The sequence below is a fragment of the Ruixingdingia sedimenti genome (assembly GCF_031432425.1).
GTDB lineage: Bacteria > Pseudomonadota > Alphaproteobacteria > Rhodobacterales > Rhodobacteraceae > Ruixingdingia > Ruixingdingia sedimenti.
The window spans coordinates 26,230-49,532 of record NZ_JAVKPH010000021.1 but is presented as its reverse complement, the minus strand read 5'-3'; the positions used below and the strand labels follow the sequence as shown (position 1 = coordinate 49,532).

Sequence of the window (23,303 nt, the reverse complement as noted above, 5' to 3'; positions counted from 1 at the left end):
TCCTTACGCCGACCTGCGCCAGATACGCCAGACCAGCAGGACTGTCATCCCCAACCACACCACCGCCAGCAGGAACCATGTGACCGCATAGCCCAGATGGTCGTTCGGGATCCCCGAGGTATCGAGCGGCATCGGCGTCACCCCGTCCTGCGGCCCGCCCGCGCGCAGCACGACCAGCACGGGTTCCGTATCCAGCGCCGCCGCCATGTCCGCCACATCGCGGGAAAACCAGATGCCGCGCGCCAGGTCGGGGGGCGGGGTCGAACTGCTCTTGTCGTCGGGCCAGTGCAGGTTGCCGGTCACGGTCGCGGGGCCTTCGGCGCGCGGGTCGGCCCGGCGCGCCTCGGGCAAAAAGCCGCGGTCGATCAGGATGCGGCGGCCCGCATCGGTTTCCATCACCGCGACGATGCGGAACCCCGCGCCCTGCCCCTTGCGGCTGGTCAGCACGTCCAGCGCCTCGCCCGTGAACCGCCCCGCGACCTGCACCGGCAGGAAACGGTCGCGGTCCGCATCGGGCGCCTCGGGCAGCGCCACCGGGGAGGCGGCGATGCGGGCGTCGATTTCCGCCAGCACGCCTTCCTTCCAGGACAGGCGCTGCACCTGCCAGAACCCGAGCCCGATCAGGATCGCGGCGCCGCCCAGGCCAAAGACCAGCGGCGCAATCAGCCGACGCAATGCCACACCCGGCCCCCCTTTCGCATCGTTCCAACGGCAAGGCGCGGACCCTGCGGCCCGCGCCCCTTTCCGGCAAGCCCCCGCCGGTCGCCCGGCGGCGGGGCGGGGCTCAGCGGCCCCAGACGTAGATCGAGGCGAAGAGGAACAGCCAGACCACGTCGACGAAGTGCCAGTACCACGCCGCAGCCTCGAAGCCCACATGCTGGGTCGGCGTGAAATGGCCCTTGTAGGCGCGGATCAGGCAGACCAGCAGGAAGATCGTCCCGATGACGACGTGGAACCCGTGGAAGCCCGTCGCCATGAAGAAGTTCGCGCCATAGATGTTCCCGGCGAAACCGAAGGCGGCGTGGCTGTATTCGTAGGCTTGCAGCAGGGTGAAAAGCACGCCCAGGATCACCGCCAGGATCAGGCCGTTCTTCAGGTCGCGGCGGTTGTTGTCATGGGCCAGCGCATGGTGGGCCCAGGTCGCCGCCGCACCCGAACACAGCAGGATCAGCGTGTTGATCAGCGGCAGGTGCCAGGGATCGAACACCTCGACCCCGGCCGGCGGCCAGACGCCATCCTTCATCGGGCTGTCCGGCCCCATCGGGTAGAGCGCGTGCTTGAAGAAGCTCCAGAACCAGGCCGAGAAGAACATCACCTCGGACACGATGAACAGGATGAAGCCATAGCGCAGGCCGATGCGCACCACCGGGGTGTGATCACCGGTCTCGCCCTCGCGCACCACATCGGACCACCAGCCGTACATGGTGTAGAGCACCAGCGCGAGGCCGATGAAGAACATCCAGGGCGTGATGCCCTTCATGTACAGGACGCCCCCGAACAGCATCACGAAGGCGCCGACCGCACCCAGCAGGGGCCAGATGGATGGGGGAAGGATATGGTAGTCGTGGTTCTTGGAATGCGCCATGTCGCGGTCCCTCGCTGGCTGGTCAGTTCGTTCCCGTGGCCGGCGGCTTTGTGGCCGCCGCCGTGTCCGCGGGAAGGTCGGTCGTGTGGAAGGTGTAGGAAAGCGTGATCTCGCGGACGTATTTGCCCTCGCGGTCGGTCACGATATCCGGGTCGATGTAGAAGGTGACGGGCATCTGCATCGTCTCGCCGGGTTCGAGCACCTGCATCTCGAAGCAGAAACAGTCGATCTTGGTGAAATAACCGCCCGCCGAAAACGGCGCGACGTTGTAGCTGGCGGTGCCGGCGATGCGCCGGTCGGTGGGGTTGTGGGCCTCGTAGAAGGCAAGGCCGACCTCGCCGATGCGGATCTCCATCTCGCGCTGCGCGGGTTTGAACCGCCACGGCATGTCCTTGCCGAGCGAGGCGTCGAAACGCACCTTGACCGTGCGGTCCAGCACACCCGCCGGGGCCTGCACCGCGGTCGCGGTGGTGCCGCCGAAGCCGGTGACGCGGCAGAACCAGTCGTAGAACGGCACCGCGGCGAACGACAGCGCGGCCATGACCACCGCCACCCCCGCCAGTTGCGCCGCCGTCCGCGCCGGGCCCTTCATTGCGTTTCCTCCGGCACGAGTTCGGGGCGCACGCTATGGTCGAAACCGCTGATCTGGCCGCCGCCCGAAATCTTGGCGATCGTCAGGCCGAACACCAGCCCCACGAACACGACCAGCACGAGGCCGATCCCGAGGTTGCGCCCCATCCGGCGCCGGTGCAGTTCATGATCTGGACGAAACGACATCACCACCCCCCGAGGCCCCAGGATTTCAGCGCCGCCTCGGCCAGGAAGGACACGAAGCAGAGAAAGAGATAGGCGAGCGAGAAGCGGAAGAACCGCTTTTCCACCGCATAGGCATCGGCCGCGGCCTGCACCTCGTCCCGCCGCCAGATGCGCAGCGCGCCGACGACGAACAGCACGTTCAGCACCACCGCCGCGGCCAGCGCCACCGGCCCGCCGATCCCCGTCAGCGCCGCGCCGACGGACACCGGGGCCAGCAGCACCGAATAGACCAGGATATGCGCCCGCGTCGCGCGGCGCCCATGGGTCACGGTCAGCATCGGCACGCCGGCGTTTTCGTAATCGCCCTTCATGAACAGCGCCAGCGCCCAGAAATGCGGCGGCGTCCACATGAAGATCAGCAGGAACATCGCCACGCTTTCCACCGAGATCCCCCCGGTCGCGCAGGCCCAGCCGATCATCGGCGGAAAGGCCCCCGCGGCGCCGCCGATGACGATGTTCTGCGGCGTCGCGCGCTTCAGCCAGATCGTGTAGACGACGGCGTAGAAGAAGATGGTGAAGGCTAGGAACCCCGCCGCGAACCAGTTCGCCGCCAGCCCCAGCATCACCACCGCGATCCCCGACAGGCCCAGCCCGACCGCCAGCGCCTCTTGCGGCGCGACCTTGCCGGCGGGCACGGGGCGGCCGCGGGTGCGGCGCATCACGCGGTCGATATCGGCGTCGTACCACATGTTCAGCGCCCCTGAAGCCCCCGCCCCGAGCGCGATGAACAGGACCGAGGTCAGCCCCACGAACGGATGCACCGGCACCGGCGCCACCAGAAGCCCGACCAGCGCGGTGAACACCACCAGCGACATGACCCGCGGCTTGAGCAGCGCCACATAGTCGCCGAAGCCCGCCTCCGGCGAAAGGGCGGGGCTGTCGATCTGGTGGGTACGGACATCGGTCATCGGTATTTCCTCGGGTGGGGCCGCACGTCGCGCGCGGCCCTGCCTGTTGCGCGACTTACTCCGCCGCGGCCACTTTGACCGCGCGCAGCGTCGACGGGTCGCCCGCGAATTCCGCGACGGCGCCTTCCAGCCAGCGGGCATATTCCGCCTCGCTCACCACCTTGACGGTGATCGGCATGTAGGAATGCGCCACCCCGCAAAGTTCGGAACACTGGCCGAAATAGACGCCTTCCTTGTCGGCGCTGAACCACAGCTGCGCCAGACGCCCGGGCACGCCGTCCTGCTTCACCCCGAAGGCGGGCACGGCCCAGGAATGGATCACGTCGGCGGCGGTGACGTTGACCACGACGACCTTGTTCACCGGCACGACCATCGCATTGTCGGCGGCCAGCAGGAAATCCTCGCGGCTGTAGCCCGCTTCGACCAGTTGCGCCTCGACCTCGGCGGTCAGGGTGAAATCGCCGCCGGTGGCCGGGGCGCCGATCATGTAGCTGTCGAACTCGAACTCGTGGTCGGAATATTCGTAGCTCCAGTACCACTGCTTGCCGGTCGCCTTGATGGTGATGTCGGCAACGGGGATTTCCTGCTGCTTGAACAGCACCGGCAGCGAATAGGCGCCGATGAAGATCAGGATCAGGATCGGCACCAGCGTCCAGGCGATTTCCAGCGGCGTGTTGTGGCTGAACCGCGCCGGCGTGGGGTTCGCGCGCCGGTTGTAGCGCAGCATCACCACCACCAGCAGGGCGGTGACGAAGATCACGATCGCGGTGATGATCCACAGGACCATCCCGTCGAGCCAGTGCAGATCGTGCGCCAGTTCGGTCGCCGCGGGCTGAAAGCCCATCGCGCGGTCGGTGGGACGGCCGATCACCGTCAGTTCCTGGGCGGCGGCGGCCGAGCCGAGGAACGAGCCAGCTGCCAGTGCGAGGGTGGCATAGCCCTGAAGAGGTGTCCAAAGTCGCATGATCTTATCCCGTGCGGTTCCCGTGTCGTTTGCGGCATATCGCGCCGCTTGGGGAAGAATCCCGTTGTTCCCGCCTCAGGTAGAACCATATTGTCACCGCGCCCACAAGCAAAACCATCGCGGCATAAGCGCGCTGTTTGATCTGCATCAATGACTTCGGAAGGAACCCCCATGCGCGACGACCGTTTCCGCCCCTTCGAGACCCTGCTGGACGAGACCGCCGCGCTGACCATCCTGCGCGATGCCGTGGCGGGGGCGGACGACGGGGAAATCTTCCTCGAACGCCGCCGGTCCGAGGTGCTGGTGCTCGACGACGGGCGCATCCGCACGGCGAGCTATGACGCCTCCGAGGGCTTCGGCCTGCGCGCGGTGCGGGGCGAGGTTGCGGGCTATGCGCATTCCACAGAGATATCAGAGGCTTCGCTGCGCCGCGCGGCCGAAACCGCGCGGCTTGCGGTGGGTGCTGGCGGCGGCGTTCTGGCCCCCCCGCCCGCGGGCACGAACCGCCGGCTCTATTCCGACGCCGATCCGCTTGCCGATGCGGCCTTCGCCGCCAGGATCGACCTCCTGCGGGAAATCGACGCCTTCGCCCGCGCGCTCGACCCGCGCGTGGTGCAGGTGACGGCGAGCCTGTCGGCCACGCATCAGGAAATCGAGATCCTGCGCCCCGAAGGCATCCGCCTGGCCGACGTGCGCCCGATGGCGCGGCTTAACGTCGCGGTCATCGTCGAACGCGCCGGCCGGCGCGAAACCGGCAGCGCGGGGGGCGGCGGGCGGTACGGACTGGCGGGCCTGATGGACCGCGGCCACTGGGAAGGCGTGGTGCGCGAGGCCCTGCGCATCGCCGCCGTCAACCTCGACGCCGTGGCAGCACCCGCCGGGGTGCTGGACGTGGCGCTCGGCCCCGGCTGGCCGGGGATCCTGCTGCACGAGGCGGTGGGCCACGGGCTGGAGGGCGATTTCAACCGCAAGAAGACCTCGGCCTTCGCCGGGCTGATGGGACAAAGGGTCGCAGCCCCCGGGGTCACGGTGCTGGACGACGGCACCATCCCCGACCGCCGCGGCTCGATCAGCATCGACGACGAGGGCACGCCTTCGGCCCGCAACGTGCTGATCGAGGACGGAATTCTGGTCGGCTACATGCAGGACCGCCAGAATGCCCGCCTGATGGGCGTGGCCCCCACCGGCAACGGCCGGCGCGAAAGCCATGCCCATATCCCGATGCCGCGGATGACGAACACCTACATGCTGGCGGGCAAGGACGACCCGGCGGGGATCGTCGCCGGGATGCGGGACGGCATCTGGGCCGTGGGCTTCGGCGGCGGGCAGGTGGACATCACCAACGGCAAGTTCGTGTTCTCCTGCACCGAGGCCTATCGGGTCCGCAACGGAAGGGTGGAGGAACCGCTGAAAGGCGCCACCCTGATCGGCGACGGCGCCACCGCCCTGCGCCACATCCGCGCCATCGGCACCGACATGGCGCTGGACCCGGGGATGGGCAACTGCGGCAAGGCCGGGCAATGGGTGCCGGTGGGCGTGGGCCAGCCGACCTTGCTGATCGGCGGGCTGACGGTGGGGGGATCGGCGGCCTGAACGCCGCCCGGCAGGGATACGGACAGGGCGGCGCCGGGGCGCTGCCCCGGACCCCGGGATATTTAGGGACAGAAAATGAAAGGGGCATGCCTCTGGCGCCCGGCAGTGCCTGTGGAAAGCGCAGCAGCCTCCGGCGGGGATATCGGGGCCAGCCCTGAAGGCACCCGCCCTGCCCCGAACGGCGCGGATTCTGCTTCATCTTTTCCCAAATACTCCGGGGGGTCCGGGGGGCTGGCCCCCCGGCCCTGCCGGAACCACCGGGCCCGCGCTCAGGCCCCCTGCCCTGCGGCCGGCAGCGCCTGCACGCGGGCGGTGAAATCCTCGCCGCGCTTCTCGAAATTGGGGTACTGGTCGAAGCTCGCCGCTGCGGGGGCCAGCAGCACCACCTCGCCCGGTTCGGCCTCGGCGGCGGCGCGGGCGACGGCGCGGTCCATCGTTTCGCAGATCTCGTGCGGCGTGGCGCCCAGTTGCAGCGCGAAGTCGCGCGCGGAATGGCCGATCAGATAGGCCTTCACCACCGCCCCCAGGTGGGGCGCAAGCGCCGCGATGCCGCCGTCCTTGCCCAGTCCCCCGGCGATCCAGCGGATGCGGGGGAAGGCCTGCAACGCCTTGGCGGCGCTGTCGACATTGGTGGCCTTGCTGTCGTTGACGAACCGCACCCCGCCACGTTCGCCCACCAGCTGGCTGCGGTGCGGCAGGCCCGCGAAACTGGCCAATGCCGCCTCGATCTCGCGCGGGGCAAGGCCCAGGGCGCGGCAGGCGGCCCAGGCGGCGCAGGCGTTCTGGTGGTTGTGCGCGCCGGGCAGGCCCGGGATCGCGCGCAGGTCCACCGCCGCCATCTGCCGCCCCCGCCGCCATTCCGCCAGAAACCCCTTGCGCGCAAAGACCGACCAGCCGAAACCGTCGAGCTTTTGCCCCGAGGACACCCGGATCACCCGGTCGTCCGCCGGCGCCTCGGCCAGCTGGCCGGCGAGAAACCGGCCCTCGGGTTCGTCCACGCCGATCACCGCGCGGTCGGGGCCGCCCTCGGCGAAGAGCCGCCGCTTGGCCGCGAAATAGCCGCCGATGCCGCCGTGCCGGTCCAGATGGTCGGGCGAAAGGTTGGTGAACACCGCCACATCCGGCGTCAGCGCGCGGGCAAGCTCGGTCTGGTAGCTGGACAGTTCCAGCACCACCACCTCACCGTCGCGCGCGGGGTCGAGGTCCAGCACCCCGCGGCCGATGTTGCCCGCCATCTGCGCGGGCCGCCCCGATTCCGTCAGGATGTGGTGGATCAGCGCCGTGGTGGTGGATTTGCCGTTCGATCCCGTCACCGCCACCACCCGGGGCGCGGTGTCGAACCCGTCCCAGGCGGCGGTGGCGAAGGACCGGAAGAAAAGCCCGATGTCGTTGTCCACCGGGATGCCCATCGCCATCGCGCGCGCGATCACCGGATGCGGCCCGGGGTAGAGATGCGGGATACCCGGCGATGTCACCAGCACCGCCAGCCCCGCCAGCACCTGATCGCGCCCCGGATCGGCGGGGGCAAAGCCCTCTGCCGCCGCCCGGTCGCGGGCCTCGGCGCTGTCGTCCCAGACCACGGGGTCCGCCCCGCCCGCCGCCAGCGCCCGCGCCGTGCTGAGGCCCGACCGGCCCAGGCCAAGGACGCCCACGCGCCGCCCCTCGTATCCGCGCACCGGAATCATGCCCACCCCCGCGACTGCCCCGGCGCGACCATGCCGCGCCGGCCCGCCGCCCGCAAGCTATCGCACCTTCAGCGTGGCCAGCCCGATCAGCGCCAGGATCAGCGAGATGATCCAGAAGCGGATGACGATCTGCGGTTCCGCCCAACCCTTCTTCTCGAAATGGTGGTGGATCGGCGCCATCAGGAACACCCGCCGCCCGGTGCGCTTGAAGTAGAGCACCTGGATGATCACGCTCAGCGCCTCGACCACGAAAAGGCCGCCGACGATGGCCAGCACGATTTCATGCTTGGTGCAGACCGCGATGGCGCCGAGCGCGCCGCCAAGGGCAAGGCTGCCGGTATCGCCCATGAACACCGCCGCCGGCGGCGCGTTGTACCACAGGAACCCGAGCCCGCCCCCGATCAGCGCGGAACAGAAGATCAGCAGTTCGCCCGTGCCGGGCACGAAATGCACGCCCAGATATTCGGAAAAGTTGAAGTTCCCCACCACATAGGCGATGGTGCCGAGCGTGGCCGAGGCGATCATCACCGGCATGATCGCCAGCCCGTCGAGCCCGTCGGTCAGGTTCACCGCATTGGCCGCGCCCACGATCACCACCATCGCGAAGGGCACGAAGAATATCCCGAGGTCGATGATCAGGTTCTTGAACAGCGGCACCGCGACGCCGTTGGCCAGCGCCTCGGGGTGGGTCTGCGCGGCGGCGTAGGAGGCGATGGCCGCGATCACCAGCCCGATGCCGAAGCGCAGCCGGCCCGACACGCCCTTGGTGTTCATCTTCGTCACCTTGGCATAGTCGTCGGCAAAGCCGATCAGGCCGAAGGCCAGCGTCACCCCCAGCACCACCCAGACATAGACATTGTCGAGCCGCGCCCACAGCAGCGTCGCCACCGTCAGCGCCGACAGGATCAAGAGGCCCCCCATCGTCGGGGTGCCGGCCTTGGAAAAGTGGCTTTGCGGCCCGTCGTCGCGGATCGGCTGGCCCTTCTTCTGCCGGCGCCGCAGCATGGCGATCAGCGGGCGGCCGAAGAGAAAGCCGAACAAAAGCGCGGTGAAGAACGCCCCCCCGGCGCGGAAGGTGATGTAGCGGAAGAGGTTGAAGATATCGCCCCCGTCCGAGAACTGGACCAGCCCGTACAGCATTCAGGTGTCTCCCTTCCGGCCTGCCGTGCCCGGCCGGCCCAACTTGCGCAATGCCTCTGCCACAAGGCTGACCTTCGATCCTTTCGATCCCTTGACCAGCACCACGTCGCCCGCGTCGATCAGCCCGCGCGCGCGGGCGGCCAGTTCGGGCGCGCTGCCCACCCACTGGCCGCGCTGGCCCGGCGGCAGCGCCTGCCAGAGCGCGCGCATCCGGGGGCCGACGCAATGGACGGTGGCGATGGCCGCAAAGGCCGGGTGGCGGGCCATGCCGGCGTGCAGCGCGGCCTCGTCGGGGCCGAGTTCCAGCATGTCGCCCAGAATGGCGATGCGCCGGCCCCGCGCCACGCGGCCGATGCCGTCGCGCGGGGTGGCGGCGGCCAGCACGTCGAGCGCCGCGGCCAGCGAGGCGGGGTTGGCGTTGAAGGCGTCGTCGATCAGGTCGAAGGACGCGCCGTCATCGGCGGGGTCGAGGCTCAGCGCCTCGATCGTGCCGCGGCCGGGGGGCGGGGCCCAGTTCGCCAGATCGCAGGCCGCCACCGCCGGATCGGCGCCGAGCGCCACCGCCGCGGCCAGCGCGCCGAGGGCATTGGCGGCGAAATGACGGCCCGGGGACATGACCTTGAACAGCAGCGGCCCCGCGGGCGTGGTGGCGCCGACCACCGTCGCACCCGCGGTCACATGCAGCGAGTCGAGCCGCCAGTCCGCGCGCGCATCGGCGCCGAAGCTGACCAGACGCGCCCCCGCGGCGGCGGCGAAAAGGATCGGGCTGACGGGCAGGCCCGCAGGCATCACCGCGGTGCCGCCGGGTTCCAGCCCGGTGCAGATGTCGCCCTTTTCCGCCGCGATTTCCTCGATGGTGCCCAAAGCCTCCAGATGCGCGGGGGCGACGGTCGTCACCAGTGCGACATGGGGGCGGGCAAGCTGCGCCAGCGGCGCGATCTCGCCCCGGTGGTTCATGCCGATCTCGATCACCGCGAAATCCGCCGTCGCGGGCAGCCGCGCCAGCGTCAGCGGCACGCCCCAGTGGTTGTTGTAGCTGGCCTCGGCCGCATGCACCCGGCCCTGCCCGGCAAGGATCGCGCGCAGCATCTCCTTGGTCGAGGTCTTGCCGACCGACCCCGTGACCGCCACCACCCGCGCCGCCGCCCGCGCGCGGCCCGCCGCGCCAAGCGCCGTCAGCGCCGCCATCACGTCATCCACCAGCAACAGCGGCGCATCCGCCGCCACGCCCTCGGGCACGCGCGACACCAGCGCCGCGGCCGCGCCCTTTTCCAGCGCCTGCGCCACGAAATCATGCCCGTCGCGCACATCCCGCAGCGCCACGAAAAGGTCGCCCGGCGCCAGCGTGCGGGTGTCGATCGACACCCCGGCGGCGGCCCAGGGGCGCGTCACGCGCCCGCCGGTCGCGGCGGCGGCGTCGTCAGAGGTCCAGAGCACGTCCATCAGATCATCCCGTCCAGCGCGGCCACCGCCACGCTTGCCTGTTCCGCATCGTCGAAGGGATAGACCTGCCCCCCGATTTCCTGCCCGCTTTCATGCCCCTTGCCCGCGATCAGCAGCGCATCGCCCGGCTGCAACGCATCGACCCCGCGCAGGATCGCCTCTGCCCGGTCGCCGACCTCGTTCGCCTCGGGGCAGCCTTCCAGCACGGCGGCGCGGATCGCGGCCGGGTCCTCGGACCGCGGGTTGTCGTCGGTGACGTAAAGCACATCCGCCCCCGCCGCCGCAGCCGCCCCCATCAGCGGCCGCTTGCCCCGGTCGCGGTCGCCGCCCGCGCCGAAAACGATGACGATGCGGCCCATCACATGCGGGCGCAGGGCCCGCAGCGCCGTGGCGATGGCGTCGGGCGTATGGGCGTAATCGACATAGACCGCCGCCCCGTTCCGCCGCCGCGCCACCAGCTGCATCCGCCCCCACACGGTTTCCAGCCGGGGCAGCGCGGCGAACACCGCCTCGGGCGCGTCGCCCGCGGCGATCGCCAGCCCCGCCGCCACCGCCACATTGGCGGCCTGGAAATCGCCGATCAGCCCCATGCGCGCCTGCACCGGCTGGCCCTGCCACTGGAAGCGGACCTCCTGCCCGGTCTCGTCGGGCCGCTGGCCGAGGATGCGCAGGTCGGCTCCCGCCGCGCGCCCCGTCGCCAGCACGCGCAGCCCCCGGCGGCGGCAGATTTCGGCGACCTCGGGGCCCCTGGCGTCGTCGAGGTTCACCACCGCCACGCCGTCATCGGGCAGCACCCGGGTGAACAGGCCCGCCTTGGCGGCCAGATAGCCTTCCATCGTGTGGTGATAGTCCAGATGGTCCTGCGTCAGGTTGGTGAACCCCGCCGCCACCAGCCGCACGCCATCCAGCCGCCGCTGGTCGAGCCCGTGGCTCGACGCCTCCATCGCCGCATGGGTGACGCCGGCCGCCGCCGCCTCTGCCAGCATGGCGTGCAGGGTCAGGGGTTCGGGCGTGGTATGGGGCGAGGGCGCGTGCCATGCGCCCTCCACCCCGGTGGTGCCGATATTGATCGCCGCATGGCCCAGCACCGTCCAGATCTGGCGGGTGAAGGACGCGACCGAGGTCTTGCCGTTCGTCCCCGTGACCGCGACCATCACCCCCGGCTGCGCGCCCGACCACAGCGCGGCGGCGCGCGCCAGCGCCTCGCGCGGGTCCTCGGCCACGATCAGCGCGGCCGCGGGATGGCGGGCGAGCGCGGGTGCCGCGATCCGCGCCCCTGCGGCATCGGTCAGGATCGCCGCCGCGCCCATGCGCAGCACCGCATCCGTGAATTCCGCGCCATGCATCCGGCTGCCCGGCATCGCGGCGAACAGGACGCCTTCGCGCACCTTGCGGCTGTCCACCGCGATCCCCGTCACCCGCAGCCCCGACGCCGCGGGCGGACGCGCCGTCAGGCCCAGTTCCGCCAGTGTCCTGCCGCTTTCGGTCATGCCCGCCCCCTGCGATGCGCCCCCCGGGCGGCTCAGTTGCGCGCGCGTGTTAGCGCAACAGAGGGGGCGGGTTCAATGACCGGCCTGAGGCCCAGAAGCGGCGCGACGCGGCGGATGATTTCCGAGGTGACGGGAACGGCGGTCCAGCCCGCGGTGCGCCGGGGTTCGGAGCCCGAGGTTTCCACGGGTTCATCCAGCGAGACGACGATGACATAGGCCGGGTCGTTCATCGGGAAGGCGCCGGCGAAATTCGCCATCACCTTGTCCTTGTAATACCCCCCGCCGTTGGGCTTCAGCTTGTCGGCCGTCCCGGTCTTGCCGCCCACCATATAGCCCGGCACATCGGCCATCCGGGCGGTGCCTTCCGTCACCACCTGCCGCAGCATCACCCGGATCTGGTCCGAGGTCTTTTGCGAGATCACCCGCGGCCCCTGCGCGGGCGCGTCGCCTTTCAGCAGCGTCGGGCGCACCAGATAGCCCCCGTTCACCATCGCCGCATAGCCCACCGCCGCATGCAGCGGCGTCGCCGACAGCCCGTGGCCGTAGGAAATCGTGGCCGAGGCGATATCGCCCCATTTGCGCGGCAACAGCGGCTTGCCGCCGCTGGCCTCGACCATCTCCAGCGGGATCGGTTCCAGAAAGCCCAGGGTGGACAGGAACGCCTGCTGACGCACCGGGCCGATCTCGCTCATGATCCGCGCGGTGCCGATGTTGGAGCTTTTGACGATCACCTGCGTGACCGACAGTTCCGGCCCGTAGTTCCTGAAATCGCGCACCTTGAACCGGCCGAGCGTCATCGGCCCCTTGGTGTTGACCTTGGTGTCCGGGTTCACCAGCCCCAGTTCCAGCGCCTGCGCCACCGGAAAGATCTTCATCACCGAGCCGAGTTCATAGACCCCCTGCACCGCGCGGTTGAACAGCGGGCTGTCGGACGGCTCGCCGCTGGTCGGCGGGCGGGGGCGGTCGTTGGGGTCGAAATCGGGCAGCGAGACCATCGACACGATCTCGCCCGTCCTGGCGTCCATGATGATCGCCGCCGCGCCCTTGGCGTTCAGCAGCTTCATCCCCGCGCCCAGAACCTCCATCACCACGGCCTGCACCGTCAGGTCGAGAGAGAGCGTCAGGGGCCGGCCCAGTTCGGCCGGATCCTCCAGCCCGCGCAGCCGCCCGTCGAGCGCCTTTTCAAGGCCCGCGGTGCCGATCACCTCTGCCGAATGCACGCCCTCCTGCCCGAAGCCCGCGCCGCCCAGAACATGCGCGGCCAGCCGCCCGTTGGGGTAAAGCCGCATCTCGCGCGTGCCGAACAGAAGGCCCGGCTCGCCGATCTCGTGCACCTCCTGGCGCTGTTCGGGGGAAATCTTGCGCCGCACCCAGACGAACTTGCTCTCGCCGGTGAACTGCGCCTGCAACTTTTCCGCGTCGAGATCGGGGAAGATGCGCGCCAGTTCCCGCGCCGCGCGCACCGGATCCACCATGTCCTGCGGATGGGCGTAAAGCGCGTGGGTGGCAAGGTTGGTGGCCAGAACGCGGCCGTTGCGGTCCACGATATCGGCGCGCTGCGCCTGGATCTGGGCGGTGGCGGGCGCGCTGCGCGGTTCGGTCGGTTCCGACGCCGCCAGCACCGCCATCCGCGCGCCCACCGCCGCGAACCCCGCGCAGAACCCGAGCGCCAGCAGCACGAGCCGCCCCTGCGCCCGTTCGCGGGCCCGCTCGCGCATGGTTTCATGCCGCAGGCGGATGTTCTCGCGCTCGATCACGTCGGGGTTCTCGCCGCGCGCGCGCGCGGGCAGGATCCGGGCAAGCGGGCGAAGCGGCGTGCGGATCATGGTTGCGCCTCCTCCTCGGCGGTGGCGGCCATCACATCGACGGCATCGGTGACATCGGGCAGATCGACCGGCGGCATGGGCAGGTTTTCGGGGCGGGCGAACTGTTCGGATTGCAGCGGCAGCAGGCCCAGACGGTCGAAATTCACCGCCGCCAATTCCGACAGCCGCTCCGGCCGGTTCAGATAGGCCCATTCGGCGCGCTGCATGCGGATCGCCTCGCGCAGGGCCGAAATCTCGCGGTTCAGCTTGGACACATCCTTGAGCGCCTGTTGCGTCGCATAGTTTTCCCGATAGGCCCAGAAGGCCAGCGCCATCACCGCCAGCGCGGCACAGAGATAGAAGAGCGAGCGCATTCAGCGGCCTCCCTTGCGGTGGATCTGCGGCAGAAGCGGCACCCCGAGCGCGCGGGGATCGACCGGCCCCGCGGGCGCCTCCGTCCGCCGGCCGATGCGCAGCAGGGCGGAACGCGCGCGCGGATTGGCGGCCAGTTCCGCATCGTCGGGCCCCACGGGGCGGCGGGTGACGGGGGCGAACCGCGCGGGTTCGGCAACGGCGGCGGGGGCGTAGCGGCTGCCCTGCCCCGCCCCGCCCGCGCGGTCGGCGAAAAAGCGTTTGACGATCCGGTCTTCCAGCGAATGGAAACTGACCACGGCCAGCAGCCCGCCGGGGCGCAGCGCGCGTTCGGCGGCCATCAGCCCTTCGACCAGTTCGTCGAATTCGGTGTTCACCGCGATGCGCAGGGCCTGAAAGCTGCGGGTGGCCGGATGGCTCTGCCCCGGTTTGGGGCGCGGCAGGCAGCGTTCCACGATGGCGGCCAGTTGGCCGGTGGTCTCGATGGGCGCCTGCGTGCGCGCGGTCCCGATGGCGCGGGCGATGCGGCGGGCGGCGCGTTCCTCGCCGTAGTGATAGAGGATATCGGCGATATGGTCCTCCGCCGCCGCGTTCACGATATCGGCGGCGGATGTGCCCTGCCCGCTCATCCGCATGTCCAGCGGCCCGTCGCGAAGGAAGGAAAAGCCGCGTTCGGCCTGATCGAGCTGCATCGAGGACACGCCGAGATCCAGCACCACCCCGTCCAGCGGTTCGCCCGCCAGCGTGTCGAGGTCGGAAAACGTGCCCTCCACCAGCCGCAGCCGGTCGCCGTATTCCGCCGCCCAGTCCCGCGCGCGCGCAAGCGCGGTCGGATCGCGGTCCACCGCGATCACGCGACTGGCACCCGCCGCGAGCAATCCGCGCGTATACCCCCCCGCGCCGAAGGTGCCATCCAGCCAGACCCCACGGACCGGGGCGCACAATGCGAGGATCGGCGCCAGCAGGACGGGAACATGGGGGGGGCGGTCCGGTTCGCCCATCGCCTAGCCCCCGAGCGCGGGCAGAAGGGTGAGAACATCGACATCGGGCGGCAGGTCGTCCGCCATCGCCGCGATCCGCGCGGCCTTGTCGTCCTCGTAGTCGTCCGGCCGCCAGATCTGGAAGGTGTCGAGCGTCCCGGCGAACAGCGCGTCCGCGGTCTCGTTCGCCCCATAGCCGTCGCGCAGGCGGATCCGGTCGCGCAGCTTCTGGCTCAGCACGATGCGCCCGTCGTTGTCGACCTCGCAGGTGTCGGACCCGGAAATCATGAACTGTTCGGCCAGCCGCCGCGTCTGGCTGCCCCGGGGCAGCGCGCGGATCTGGGCCTCGACCTCGCGGATGGCGGAAATCGTGTAGCATTCCAGGAACTTGCGGCGCGGGTCGCCATAGACGATGCGCACGCGCGGGCGCAGCCCCTCGGTCCAGTCCGGGTCCCCCTGTTCGAGCGCACGACGGAAATCGACCGGGATGGAGACGCGCCCCTTCCCGTCGATCTTCTGCGTGAACTCGCCGTAGAAACTCACGGCCGTCCGTCCCTTTCCTGTCCCCGCCCGGTGCCTGAAACGACAACGGCGGATCGGGCTGCTGCCTGTGCCCGATCCGCCGCCCTCGTCCCATCACTGGGCAACTCCGGCATCGCCCGCTTCCATTGGGGGGATGTGTCGCTCGCCGACGAGCCGGATTCTTGTTGTCCGAGAAGGCGGTAGCCTGATGAAACCTGCCTCGGTGCCTTTCGGGGTCGTTGTGTTTTGCCCCTTCGTTCTGACGCCCGCCTCTCGGATGGGTTATGGATCGCATGCCGTCTGGTGGTAATCAATGGTTTTTTCTGGAACCTGATGGAAATTTTCCGCCGAAAGCTTGCGCGGCGCGACCCACGGGACAGGCGCCATGCAAGAATTCGTCACTTGCGGACAAACAGCCGCAAGATGTTGTGCCGCCGATACGGTTCCAGAAGATTCCAGACAGACCCACGCGATCAAGAACCGTGACCTGAAAGACACGGCAAAACCGGCGGATCGCGCACCCGTCACGGCGAATCACCGCAGCGAGAGGACCCGTGAGCCCGATTCCGGCGCCGAAATCAAAAGGCGGCCCGCGTCACCCGCGAACCGCCCCGCCGGTTCCAGAGAGTTCCAGAAGCAGATCAACCCGGCCCGCGCGGCGGTGCCATTGGGGAGGGGGATCGCAGGAAAACCGGACAGGCCAGTATCCCCGCGTCCGCAGGCCGGGGCTCGCGCCGGCATCGCTCCGGCGCAGGGGAAAGATCCAAAAATTTTCGGACGAAAATTTTTGGACCGGGGCAACGGCACCCTCGGGATATGACGGCCCTCGGCCGCCGGAACGGCGGGGGAACCTTACGCCATCCCCCCCGCCACCAGCCCCGCGGCGAGGCGGGCATAGGCCGCCGCCGCCGGGCCGTCGCCGGCCGCCACCGGCGTGCCCGCATCGCCCGCCAGCCGCGTGTCGAGGTCGATCGGCAATTCCCCGAGGAACGGCAGGCCCAGTTTCGCCGCCTCTGCCCGCACGCCGCCATGGCCGAAGATATGCGATTCATGGCCGCAATTGGGGCAGACGAAGCTCGACATGTTCTCGATCAGACCCAGAACGGGGGTTTTCAGCGTCTCGAACATGTGCAGCGCCTTGCGCGCGTCCAGCAATGCCACATCCTGCGGGGTGGAGACCACGATGGCGCCGGTCAGCTGCGTGCGCTGGCAGAGCGTCAGTTGCACATCCCCCGTGCCCGGCGGCAGGTCCACGATCAGCACGTCCAGCTCGCCCCAGGCCACCTGCCCCAGCATCTGTTGCAGCGCGCCCATCAGCATCGGGCCGCGCCAGATCACCGCCTCGCCTTCCTTCAGCATCAGGCCGATGGACATCATGGTGACGCCATGGGCCTGAAGCGGGATGATGGTCTTGCCGTCGGGGCTGGCCGGGCGCTGGTTCACGCCCATCATGCGCGGCTGCGAGGGGCCGTAGATATCGGCATCCAGCAACCCCACCCGCCGCCCCTGCCGCGCCAGCGCGACGGCGAGGTTCGACGACACGGTGGACTTGCCCACCCCCCCCTTGCCCGAGGCGATGGCGAGTATCCGCGCCACCCCGCGCACCGGCTGCGGCCCCGCCGGTTGCCCTGTGGGATGGCCGCCGATCTTCAGCGACGGCGCCTTGGCCGCAGGTGCCGCGGGGGCGGTGGTGACGACCGACACCCGCGCCACCCCCGGCAGCGCGCGCAAGGCCGCCTCCGCCGCCGCCCGGGCGGGTTCCAGCGCGCGGGCCTCCTCGGCGCTCGGCGCTTCCAGCACGAAACGGATATCGCCGCCCTCGACCACCAGCGCGCGCACCATATCGCGCGACGTCAGCGTGCCGCCGCCGGGCAGCGTGATTCGGGACAGGACCTGCAGAACGGCATCGCGCGTGGGGGCCATCGGCCTTCCTTCCTGATGACTGCGGGCGCGTCGGCGCGCCGGTTTCCGCCCCCATAGGTCGCGCTTAAGCGCCCGAAGGGCAAGACCCCGCCCGTAACCGCCTGTAATTTACGCAAACGTCAGGCGGGGCGCCCGCGGCATGGGCAGGGCGATATGCCCCTACTGCAATGCAGCATTGCGCCCACGGGGCATTGTGCAAACGCAGCATTCGTTTATTTTCAATCCCATCGAAGCGAGGCAGACGGAAAGACGGAAACGATGGATACCACCGCAACCCATACGGGCAAGGGCCCGACCGGATCGGTCGCCGCACTGTTCGGCCGGGTCCGCGAGGCGCTGGAACAGCGCCGGATCTATACGCGCACCTATCGCGGCCTGTCGGCGCTGAGCAACGCGCAACTGGCGGACATGGGGATCCATCCCTCGATGATCCGGCGGATTTCGCTCGAGGCGGCCTATGGCCGCGCGGTGGACGCCGCACGATAGAATTCCGACGCAGGGCCCCTTTCCTCCTCCCTGGGGCCCGGCGGACTGGCGGCGGCACGATCTCCTCCCCGTGCCGTCGCCGCCCATATCCCGGGCTGCGGCCCGGATCCGCGATGCGAAAGGCCCCCTCCTCCTCCCTGGGGCCGGTCGTGACAGCGGCGGCCCCTCTCCTCCTCCCTGGGGTCGCCGCACCTTATTTGGGGCCGAAAGGCCCCGGCGTTCGGTCCCGGCTCTCCTCCTCCCTGCCGGGCGAATGTGGCGGCGGCTCCTCTCCTCCCTCATGGGGCCGCCGCCGGAATTCCGGGGGCTTTGCCCCCGACGGCATGCGAACGGCCGCTCCTCCTCCCAGGCCGCGCATCTCTGGCGGCGACCCTCTCCTCCTCCCGGGTCGCCGCCTTTTTCCTGTCCCCCCGCCATGCGGTTGCGGCCCCTTTGGGCGGCGGCCATAGTCGCCCGGAACCAAAGGGGGACGGCATGCGGTTTTCCATGATCTCAGCGGCGCTGGTGGCGGCTTTCGTCGGCTTCGGCAGCTCGATCCCGCTGGTGCTGGCGGCGGCGGTGGCGGTCGGCGCGGATGCGGCGCAGACGGCAAGCTGGCTGCTGGCGGTGTGCCTGGCCAAGGCGGCGGGCAGCGCGGCGCTGAGCCTGTGGACGCGGATGCCGTTGGTGCTGGCCTGGTCCACCCCCGGCGCGGCGCTGGTGGCGGCGACCGAGGGGATTTCGCTGGCCGAGGCGGTGGGCGCCTTCGTCGTCACGGGGCTCTTGATGGCGGCGACCGGCGTGCTGCGGCCCTTGGAACGCCTGATCGCCCGCATCCCCGACGGCGTGGCGGCGGGGATGCTGGCGGGCGTGATCCTGCCCTTCTGCCTGCGGCTGGCGGGGGCGGCGGCCGACCTGCCGGCGCTGGTTCTGCCGATGGTGGCGGTCTATGCGGTGGTGCGGTTCTTCGGCCCCGGTTTCGCGGTGCTGGCGGCGCTCGCCGCGGGGCTGGCGCTGGCCTTTGCGGGCGGGCAGGCGGTGGTGCCCGCGCCCCTGCCCGGCCTGCCCGCGCTGGTGTTCATCCCGCCCGCCTTCGATCCGGGCGCGGTGCTGGGGCTGGCGGTGCCGCTCTATCTGGTGACGATGGCGTCGCAGAACCTGCCCGGCTTCGCCACCATGCGCGCCGCGGGGTTCGAGCCGCCGGTGCGGCTGGCGCAACTGGCCACCGGGGGGCTGTCGGCGCTGGCGGGGCTGTTCGGCGGGCATACGATCAGCATGGCGGCGATGACGGCGGCGATCTGTCTCGACCCCGAGGTGGAGCCCGACCGTTCCCGCCGCTGGCGCATCGGGCTGGCCTATGCGGCGGTCTGGGTGGGGCTCGGGCTCGCGGGGCCGGTGCTGATCGCGCTGATCCTCGCCCTGCCGCCCGCGCTGCTGGCGGCGATGGTGGCGCTGGCGATGCTGGCGCCGCTGTCGGGGGCGCTGACCGGGGCCTTCGCCGCCGGAGACCAGCGGTTCGCGGCGACGGTGACGCTGATCGTCACCGCCTCGGGCACCGCGGTCTTCGGCATCGGCGCGGCCTTCTGGGGGCTGGCGGCGGGGCTGGCGGCGCTGGCGCTGGACCGGATGGCGGCGGCGCGGGCGCGGCGTTGAGGCGGTTCATCCTATAGCCCTGCCGATCTGTCTGGCGAAGGCGCGTGCCTTCGCCATATCCTGCCGGTGCCGTTGCCCCGGCCGGGGGCCCAAAGCCCCCGGCCAGCGCCCGCCCCGCCCATGGCGGGCGCTACTCGCCCGCCGGGGCAGGCGCTGGCCTCCCGTTTCTGGGGCGTGACCGTTTCCAGTGGCACCGCCGCGCAACGGGCGGGGGAAACGCAATGCGTTTCCTTCTCCCGCCCGGCCCGGCGGTAGCGTGATTACCTATTCCTTAAAACGGCACGTCATCCGCATGTTCGGCGGGCACCACATAGCCCGCCAGCACATGCTTTTCCCCCGCCTTGTCGAAGCGGATGCGCAGCTTGTCGCCCTCGATCCCCGCGACCTCGCCATAGCCGAACTTCTTGTGGAACACCCGGTCGCCGGTGTCGAAGACCGACACGGCCTCGAGGTCGATCACCACATGGCGCGATTCCTGCGGGGCGTGGACGGGCCTTGAGGCGGCGCGGCTCTGCATCCGCTGCCAGCCGGGGGAATTGTAGACATTGGCCGCCGCCGCCCGCGTTTCCACCCCCGCCACGGCGGGCCGCGCCGCGCCATAGCCGCCGCCATAAAGGCCCGGCGGCGTCAGCACCTCGACATGCGCCTCGGGCAGTTCGTCGATGAAGCGGCTCGGCAGCTGGCTCTGCCACTGGCCATAGACGCGGCGGTTGGCGGCGAAGCTGATGGTGCAGAGCCGTTCCGCCCGGGTGATGCCGACATAGGCCAGCCGCCGTTCCTCCTCCACCCCCTTCTGCCCGCTTTCGTCCATCGCGCGCTGACTGGGGAACAGCCCGTCTTCCCACCCCGGCAGAAAGATCACCGGGAATTCCAGCCCCTTGGCGGCATGCAGCGTCATGATCGTGACCTTTTCCGCCGCCTCCTCGGTCTCGTTCTCCATGATCAGCGCGACATGTTCCAGAAACCCCTGCAACGTGTCGAACGCCTCCAGCGCCTTGACCAGTTCCTTGAGGTTTTCCAGCCGCCCCGGCGCCTCGGGCGTCTTGTCGGCCTGCCACATCGCGGTATAGCCGGATTCGTCGAGGATGGTTTCCGCCAGCTGGATATGGTCGTGCCCCGGGGTCGCGGCGACGGCATGCCAGCGGTCCACCGCCGCGCAGAACACCCGCAGCGCCGCCCCCCCCTTGCCCCCGATGCCGCCCTGCGCCACCAGCGCCCGCGCACCTTCCAGCAGCGGCAGACCCAGATCGCGCGCCGCGCGCTGGATGTCGGCCTGCGCCTTGTCGCCCAGGCCCCGCTTGGGCAGGTTCACCACGCGCTCGAAGGCCAGATCGTCCTCGGGGCTGACGGCGAGGCGGAAATAGGCCATCGCATCGCGGATTTCCTGCCGTTCGTAGAACCGGGGGCCGCCGATGACGCGATAGGGCAGGCCGATGGTCAGGAACCGATCCTCGAAGGCGCGCATCTGATGCGCCGCGCGCACGAGGATCGCCATGCCGTTCGCGCTGACCGGATCGCCGCCGCGGGTGCCGCGTTCCAGCGCCTCGATCTCTTCCCCGATCCAGCGCGCCTCTTCCTCGCCGTCCCAATGGCCGATGAGGCGGACCTTCTCGCCCCCCTCGGCTTCGGTCCAGAGCGTCTTGCCGAGCCGCCCCTGATTGGCCGAAATCACCCCCGAGGCGGCGGCGAGGATATGCGCGGTGGACCGGTAGTTCTGTTCCAGCCGGATCACCTGCGCGCCCGGAAAATCCTTTTCGAACCGCAGGATGTTGCCGACCTCGGCCCCGCGCCAGCCGTAGATCGACTGGTCGTCGTCGCCCACGCAGCAGATGTTGCGATGCGCCTGCGCCAGAAGCCGCAGCCACAGGTACTGCGCGACGTTGGTGTCCTGGTATTCGTCCACGAGGATATAGCGGAACCAGCGTTGATACTGTTCCAGCACATCGGGATGCGCCTGAAAGATCGTCACGCAATGCAACAGCAGGTCGCCGAAATCGCAGGCGTTCAGCGTGCGCAGCCGGTCCTGATAGGCGGCGTACAGCTCCGTCCCGCGGTTGTTGAACGCCGGCGCCTCGGCCGAGGGCACCTTTTCGGGCGTCCAGGCGCGGTTCTTCCAGTTGTCGATCAGCCCCGCCAGCTGCCGCGCGGGCCAGCGTTTCTCGTCCATGTTGGCGGCCTGGATCACCTGTTTCATCAGGCGGATCTGGTCGTCGGTGTCCAGAATGGTGAAGTTCGACTTGAGCCCCGCCAGTTCGGCATGCCGGCGCAGCAGGCGCACGCAGACCGAATGGAAGGTGCCCATCCAGGGCAGCCCCTCGACCGTCTGGCCCAGAAGGCGGCCGACCCGTTCCTTCATCTCGCGCGCGGCCTTGTTGGTGAAGGTCACGGCGAGGATCTCGTTCGGGCGCGCCCGCCCGGTATGCAGCAGATGCGCGATGCGCGTGGTCAGCGCCCGGGTCTTGCCGGTGCCCGCGCCGGCCAGCATCAGCACCGGGCCGTCCAGCGCCTCGACCGCCGCGCGCTGCGCGGGGTTCAGCCCGTCCAGATAGGGCGCGGGCCGGGCCGCCATCGCGCGGCGGCTGAGCGGCAGGGCGGCCTCTTCGAAGGCATCATGTTCGTCAAACCGAGTCATGCGGGCCAGTATAGCGGCTTTGCGGCGGGGGGAAAGGTTTGTTCGCAGAATGTTCCCGATCTTGCCGGAACGGATACGGCAGGCCCGGCCTTTGGCCTGATGGAGAGCTGCGCGCGCCGCGCAGGAGTATTTATGAAAAGGTGAAAGAAAGCGCGCGCCCTTTCGGAAAAAGGGCGCGCGCTGATCATTTTCTGTCTTCAAATATCCCCGCCGGAGGCTCCGGCACCGTCCATCGGGCCAAAGGCCGGGCGGGCGTCCTGCCGGTCAGCGGATTTCCTTCTGCACCTCGGCCACCATCGCGCGCAGGTCGGCCAGCAGCGCGGCCGCATCCTGCACGCCCGACGCCTCTGCCTTGGCGATGATCTCTGCCTCGACCCCGGCCCAGGCGGTCTTGAGTTCGGCCACCATTTCATCCGAGGCGATGTCGACGCTGCGCCCGCCTTCGGACATCATCGTCTTGGCTTCCTCGATCGGGCCGAGGAAGCTCTTCCCGATCGCGCGCGACAGTTTCTCGCCCGAGATCGCGGTGATGGCGGCGCGGTCGGCCTCGGAGATCTGGGCCCATTTGTCCTTGTTGATGATCACGCCGCAGACCGAGTTGTAGAACCCGCCCGGCACCATCAGCATCTGTTTCGTGACCTCGCCCAGCTTGAACGTCACCGCCTGTTCGGCGCCCGACAGCGAGGCGTCCAGCGTGCCCGCCGCCAGAAGCTCGTAGGCTTCGTTGCCCGGTTTCTGCACCGGCACGGCGCCGATGGTGTTCAGCATCCCGAGCGTGATCGGCAGCGGCGAGCGGACCTTGAGGCCCTTGAGATCCTCGACCGTGCTCACCGGCTTTTTCGACATCATGGTGCCGGCGCTGGTGGTCATGATCGCCAGCGGGTGCACTTCCTTGAACACCTTGCCGTCGGCGAAATATTTCTCGAACCAGCGTTGCATCGCGATCGCGCCCACCTCGGGGTCGTCGGCGATGAAGGGCAGTTCGGCCAGTTCCAGCGCGGCAAAGCGGCCCGGCGTATAGCCCGGCGTGAACCAGGCGACATCGGCCAGCCCCTCGGCGATCACGTCGTGCTGCGCGGGCGCGGTGCCCACCATCTTGGGCAGCGCCTCGATCCGCACCCGGCCTTCGGTGACTTTCGCCACCTCTTCGGCCCAGGGCAGGATCGCATCGGCGTTCACCGGATGGGTGTTGGCGATGTAGCTCGTATAGGTCAGCACCAGGTTCTCGGCGGCGGCCGGAAGGGCGGCGGCGGCCCCCAGCACCAGCGCAGCGGCGGTGGTGCGGGCGGTTCTTGCGAAACTCATGTGTCGTCTCCCGTTGGTGTGG

Annotated in this window: 21 protein-coding genes; 4 read left to right on the top strand and 17 right to left on the bottom strand. The window is 69.8% G+C overall.

Going from position 1 to position 23,303, the window contains the following annotated elements:
• Nucleotides 1–3: 3 nt before the first annotated feature.
• From RGD00_RS16040 to coxB, 6 genes are all read right to left on the bottom strand, one after another.
• Nucleotides 4–675 carry an SURF1 family protein gene (locus RGD00_RS16040; RefSeq protein ID WP_310458319.1) on the bottom strand — a complete coding sequence of 224 codons (672 nt, stop codon included), beginning with the start codon at nucleotides 673–675 and terminating at the stop codon, nucleotides 4–6.
• A 109-nt stretch (nucleotides 676–784) separates the two neighbouring features.
• Nucleotides 785–1,585: a cytochrome c oxidase subunit 3 gene (locus RGD00_RS16035; RefSeq protein ID WP_310458294.1), complete on the bottom strand. Its 801-nt coding sequence runs from the start codon at nucleotides 1,583–1,585 to the stop codon at nucleotides 785–787.
• Nucleotides 1,586–1,607: 22 nt separating this feature from the next.
• On the bottom strand, nucleotides 1,608–2,177 hold the full coding sequence (locus RGD00_RS16030) for a cytochrome c oxidase assembly protein (protein ID WP_310458293.1): 570 nt from the start codon (nucleotides 2,175–2,177) through the stop codon (nucleotides 1,608–1,610).
• Nucleotides 2,174–2,362 carry a hypothetical protein gene (locus RGD00_RS16025; protein ID WP_310458292.1) on the bottom strand — a complete coding sequence of 63 codons (189 nt, stop codon included), beginning with the start codon at nucleotides 2,360–2,362 and terminating at the stop codon, nucleotides 2,174–2,176. Before RGD00_RS16025 ends, RGD00_RS16030 begins: the two co-directional genes overlap by 4 nt.
• The gene (gene cyoE, locus RGD00_RS16020) at nucleotides 2,362–3,309 is read right to left on the bottom strand and encodes a heme o synthase (RefSeq protein WP_310458291.1); all 948 of its coding nucleotides are present in this window, start codon (nucleotides 3,307–3,309) and stop codon (nucleotides 2,362–2,364) included. The genes RGD00_RS16025 and cyoE overlap by 1 nt, the downstream gene beginning before the upstream one ends.
• Before the next feature lie 55 nt (nucleotides 3,310–3,364).
• Entirely contained in the window at nucleotides 3,365–4,273 is a 909-nt protein-coding gene (coxB, locus tag RGD00_RS16015) for a cytochrome c oxidase subunit II (protein WP_310458290.1), read from the bottom strand.
• A 171-nt stretch (nucleotides 4,274–4,444) separates the two neighbouring features.
• On the opposite strand from coxB, the gene tldD reads away from it, so the two are divergent.
• Nucleotides 4,445–5,866, top strand: coding sequence for a metalloprotease TldD (gene tldD, locus RGD00_RS16010; protein ID WP_310458289.1), 1,422 nt, complete (start codon nucleotides 4,445–4,447; stop codon nucleotides 5,864–5,866).
• Nucleotides 5,867–6,135: 269 nt separating this feature from the next.
• Here the strand turns inward: tldD and murD are convergent, their stop codons facing one another.
• The 8 genes from murD to mraZ are packed head-to-tail and all read right to left on the bottom strand — an operon-like array spanning nucleotide 6,136 to nucleotide 15,324.
• Nucleotides 6,136–7,551, bottom strand: a complete 1,416-nt coding sequence (gene murD / locus RGD00_RS16005) for a UDP-N-acetylmuramoyl-L-alanine--D-glutamate ligase (protein WP_310458288.1) — start codon at nucleotides 7,549–7,551, stop codon at nucleotides 6,136–6,138.
• 57 nt (nucleotides 7,552–7,608) lie between these two features.
• Entirely contained in the window at nucleotides 7,609–8,691 is a 1,083-nt protein-coding gene (gene mraY / locus RGD00_RS16000) for a phospho-N-acetylmuramoyl-pentapeptide-transferase (RefSeq protein ID WP_310458287.1), read from the bottom strand.
• Complete coding sequence (locus tag RGD00_RS15995) at nucleotides 8,692–10,134, bottom strand: UDP-N-acetylmuramoyl-tripeptide--D-alanyl-D-alanine ligase (protein WP_310458286.1); 1,443 nt, start codon at nucleotides 10,132–10,134, stop codon at nucleotides 8,692–8,694.
• Nucleotides 10,134–11,624: a UDP-N-acetylmuramoyl-L-alanyl-D-glutamate--2,6-diaminopimelate ligase gene (locus tag RGD00_RS15990; RefSeq protein WP_310458285.1), complete on the bottom strand. Its 1,491-nt coding sequence runs from the start codon at nucleotides 11,622–11,624 to the stop codon at nucleotides 10,134–10,136. The genes RGD00_RS15995 and RGD00_RS15990 overlap by 1 nt, the downstream gene beginning before the upstream one ends.
• A 32-nt stretch (nucleotides 11,625–11,656) precedes the next feature.
• Entirely contained in the window at nucleotides 11,657–13,450 is a 1,794-nt protein-coding gene (locus tag RGD00_RS15985) for a peptidoglycan D,D-transpeptidase FtsI family protein (protein WP_310458284.1), read from the bottom strand.
• Nucleotides 13,447–13,803 (bottom strand): cell division protein FtsL, encoded by a 357-nt coding sequence (gene ftsL / locus RGD00_RS15980; RefSeq protein WP_310458283.1) that lies wholly within the window; start codon nucleotides 13,801–13,803, stop codon nucleotides 13,447–13,449. The genes RGD00_RS15985 and ftsL overlap by 4 nt, the downstream gene beginning before the upstream one ends.
• Nucleotides 13,804–14,802 (bottom strand): 16S rRNA (cytosine(1402)-N(4))-methyltransferase RsmH, encoded by a 999-nt coding sequence (gene rsmH, locus RGD00_RS15975; protein ID WP_310458282.1) that lies wholly within the window; start codon nucleotides 14,800–14,802, stop codon nucleotides 13,804–13,806.
• A gap of 3 nt (nucleotides 14,803–14,805) precedes the next feature.
• The gene (mraZ, locus tag RGD00_RS15970) at nucleotides 14,806–15,324 is read right to left on the bottom strand and encodes a division/cell wall cluster transcriptional repressor MraZ (RefSeq protein ID WP_310458281.1); all 519 of its coding nucleotides are present in this window, start codon (nucleotides 15,322–15,324) and stop codon (nucleotides 14,806–14,808) included.
• Nucleotides 15,325–15,688: 364 nt separating this feature from the next.
• Between mraZ and RGD00_RS15965 the strand changes: the two genes are divergently transcribed.
• Nucleotides 15,689–16,123, top strand: a complete 435-nt coding sequence (locus RGD00_RS15965) for a hypothetical protein (RefSeq protein WP_310458280.1) — start codon at nucleotides 15,689–15,691, stop codon at nucleotides 16,121–16,123.
• A gap of 32 nt (nucleotides 16,124–16,155) precedes the next feature.
• Here the strand turns inward: RGD00_RS15965 and RGD00_RS15960 are convergent, their stop codons facing one another.
• Nucleotides 16,156–17,226 (bottom strand): Mrp/NBP35 family ATP-binding protein, encoded by a 1,071-nt coding sequence (locus RGD00_RS15960; protein WP_310458279.1) that lies wholly within the window; start codon nucleotides 17,224–17,226, stop codon nucleotides 16,156–16,158.
• A gap of 258 nt (nucleotides 17,227–17,484) precedes the next feature.
• Between RGD00_RS15960 and RGD00_RS15955 the strand changes: the two genes are divergently transcribed.
• Nucleotides 17,485–17,712: a YjiS-like domain-containing protein gene (locus RGD00_RS15955; RefSeq protein WP_310458278.1), complete on the top strand. Its 228-nt coding sequence runs from the start codon at nucleotides 17,485–17,487 to the stop codon at nucleotides 17,710–17,712.
• Between the two features lie 474 nt (nucleotides 17,713–18,186).
• Nucleotides 18,187–19,344 carry a benzoate/H(+) symporter BenE family transporter gene (locus tag RGD00_RS15950; RefSeq protein ID WP_310458277.1) on the top strand — a complete coding sequence of 386 codons (1,158 nt, stop codon included), beginning with the start codon at nucleotides 18,187–18,189 and terminating at the stop codon, nucleotides 19,342–19,344.
• Nucleotides 19,345–19,615: 271 nt separating this feature from the next.
• On the opposite strand, the gene RGD00_RS15945 is transcribed toward RGD00_RS15950, so the two are convergent.
• Together RGD00_RS15945 and RGD00_RS15940 are read right to left on the bottom strand one after the other, a co-directional pair.
• A complete protein-coding gene (locus RGD00_RS15945; RefSeq protein WP_310458276.1) occupies nucleotides 19,616–21,976 on the bottom strand; it encodes an ATP-dependent helicase in 2,361 nt (786 codons plus the stop codon).
• A gap of 264 nt (nucleotides 21,977–22,240) precedes the next feature.
• Nucleotides 22,241–23,281: a TRAP transporter substrate-binding protein gene (locus tag RGD00_RS15940; protein ID WP_310458275.1), complete on the bottom strand. Its 1,041-nt coding sequence runs from the start codon at nucleotides 23,279–23,281 to the stop codon at nucleotides 22,241–22,243.
• Nucleotides 23,282–23,303 lie beyond the last annotated feature (22 nt).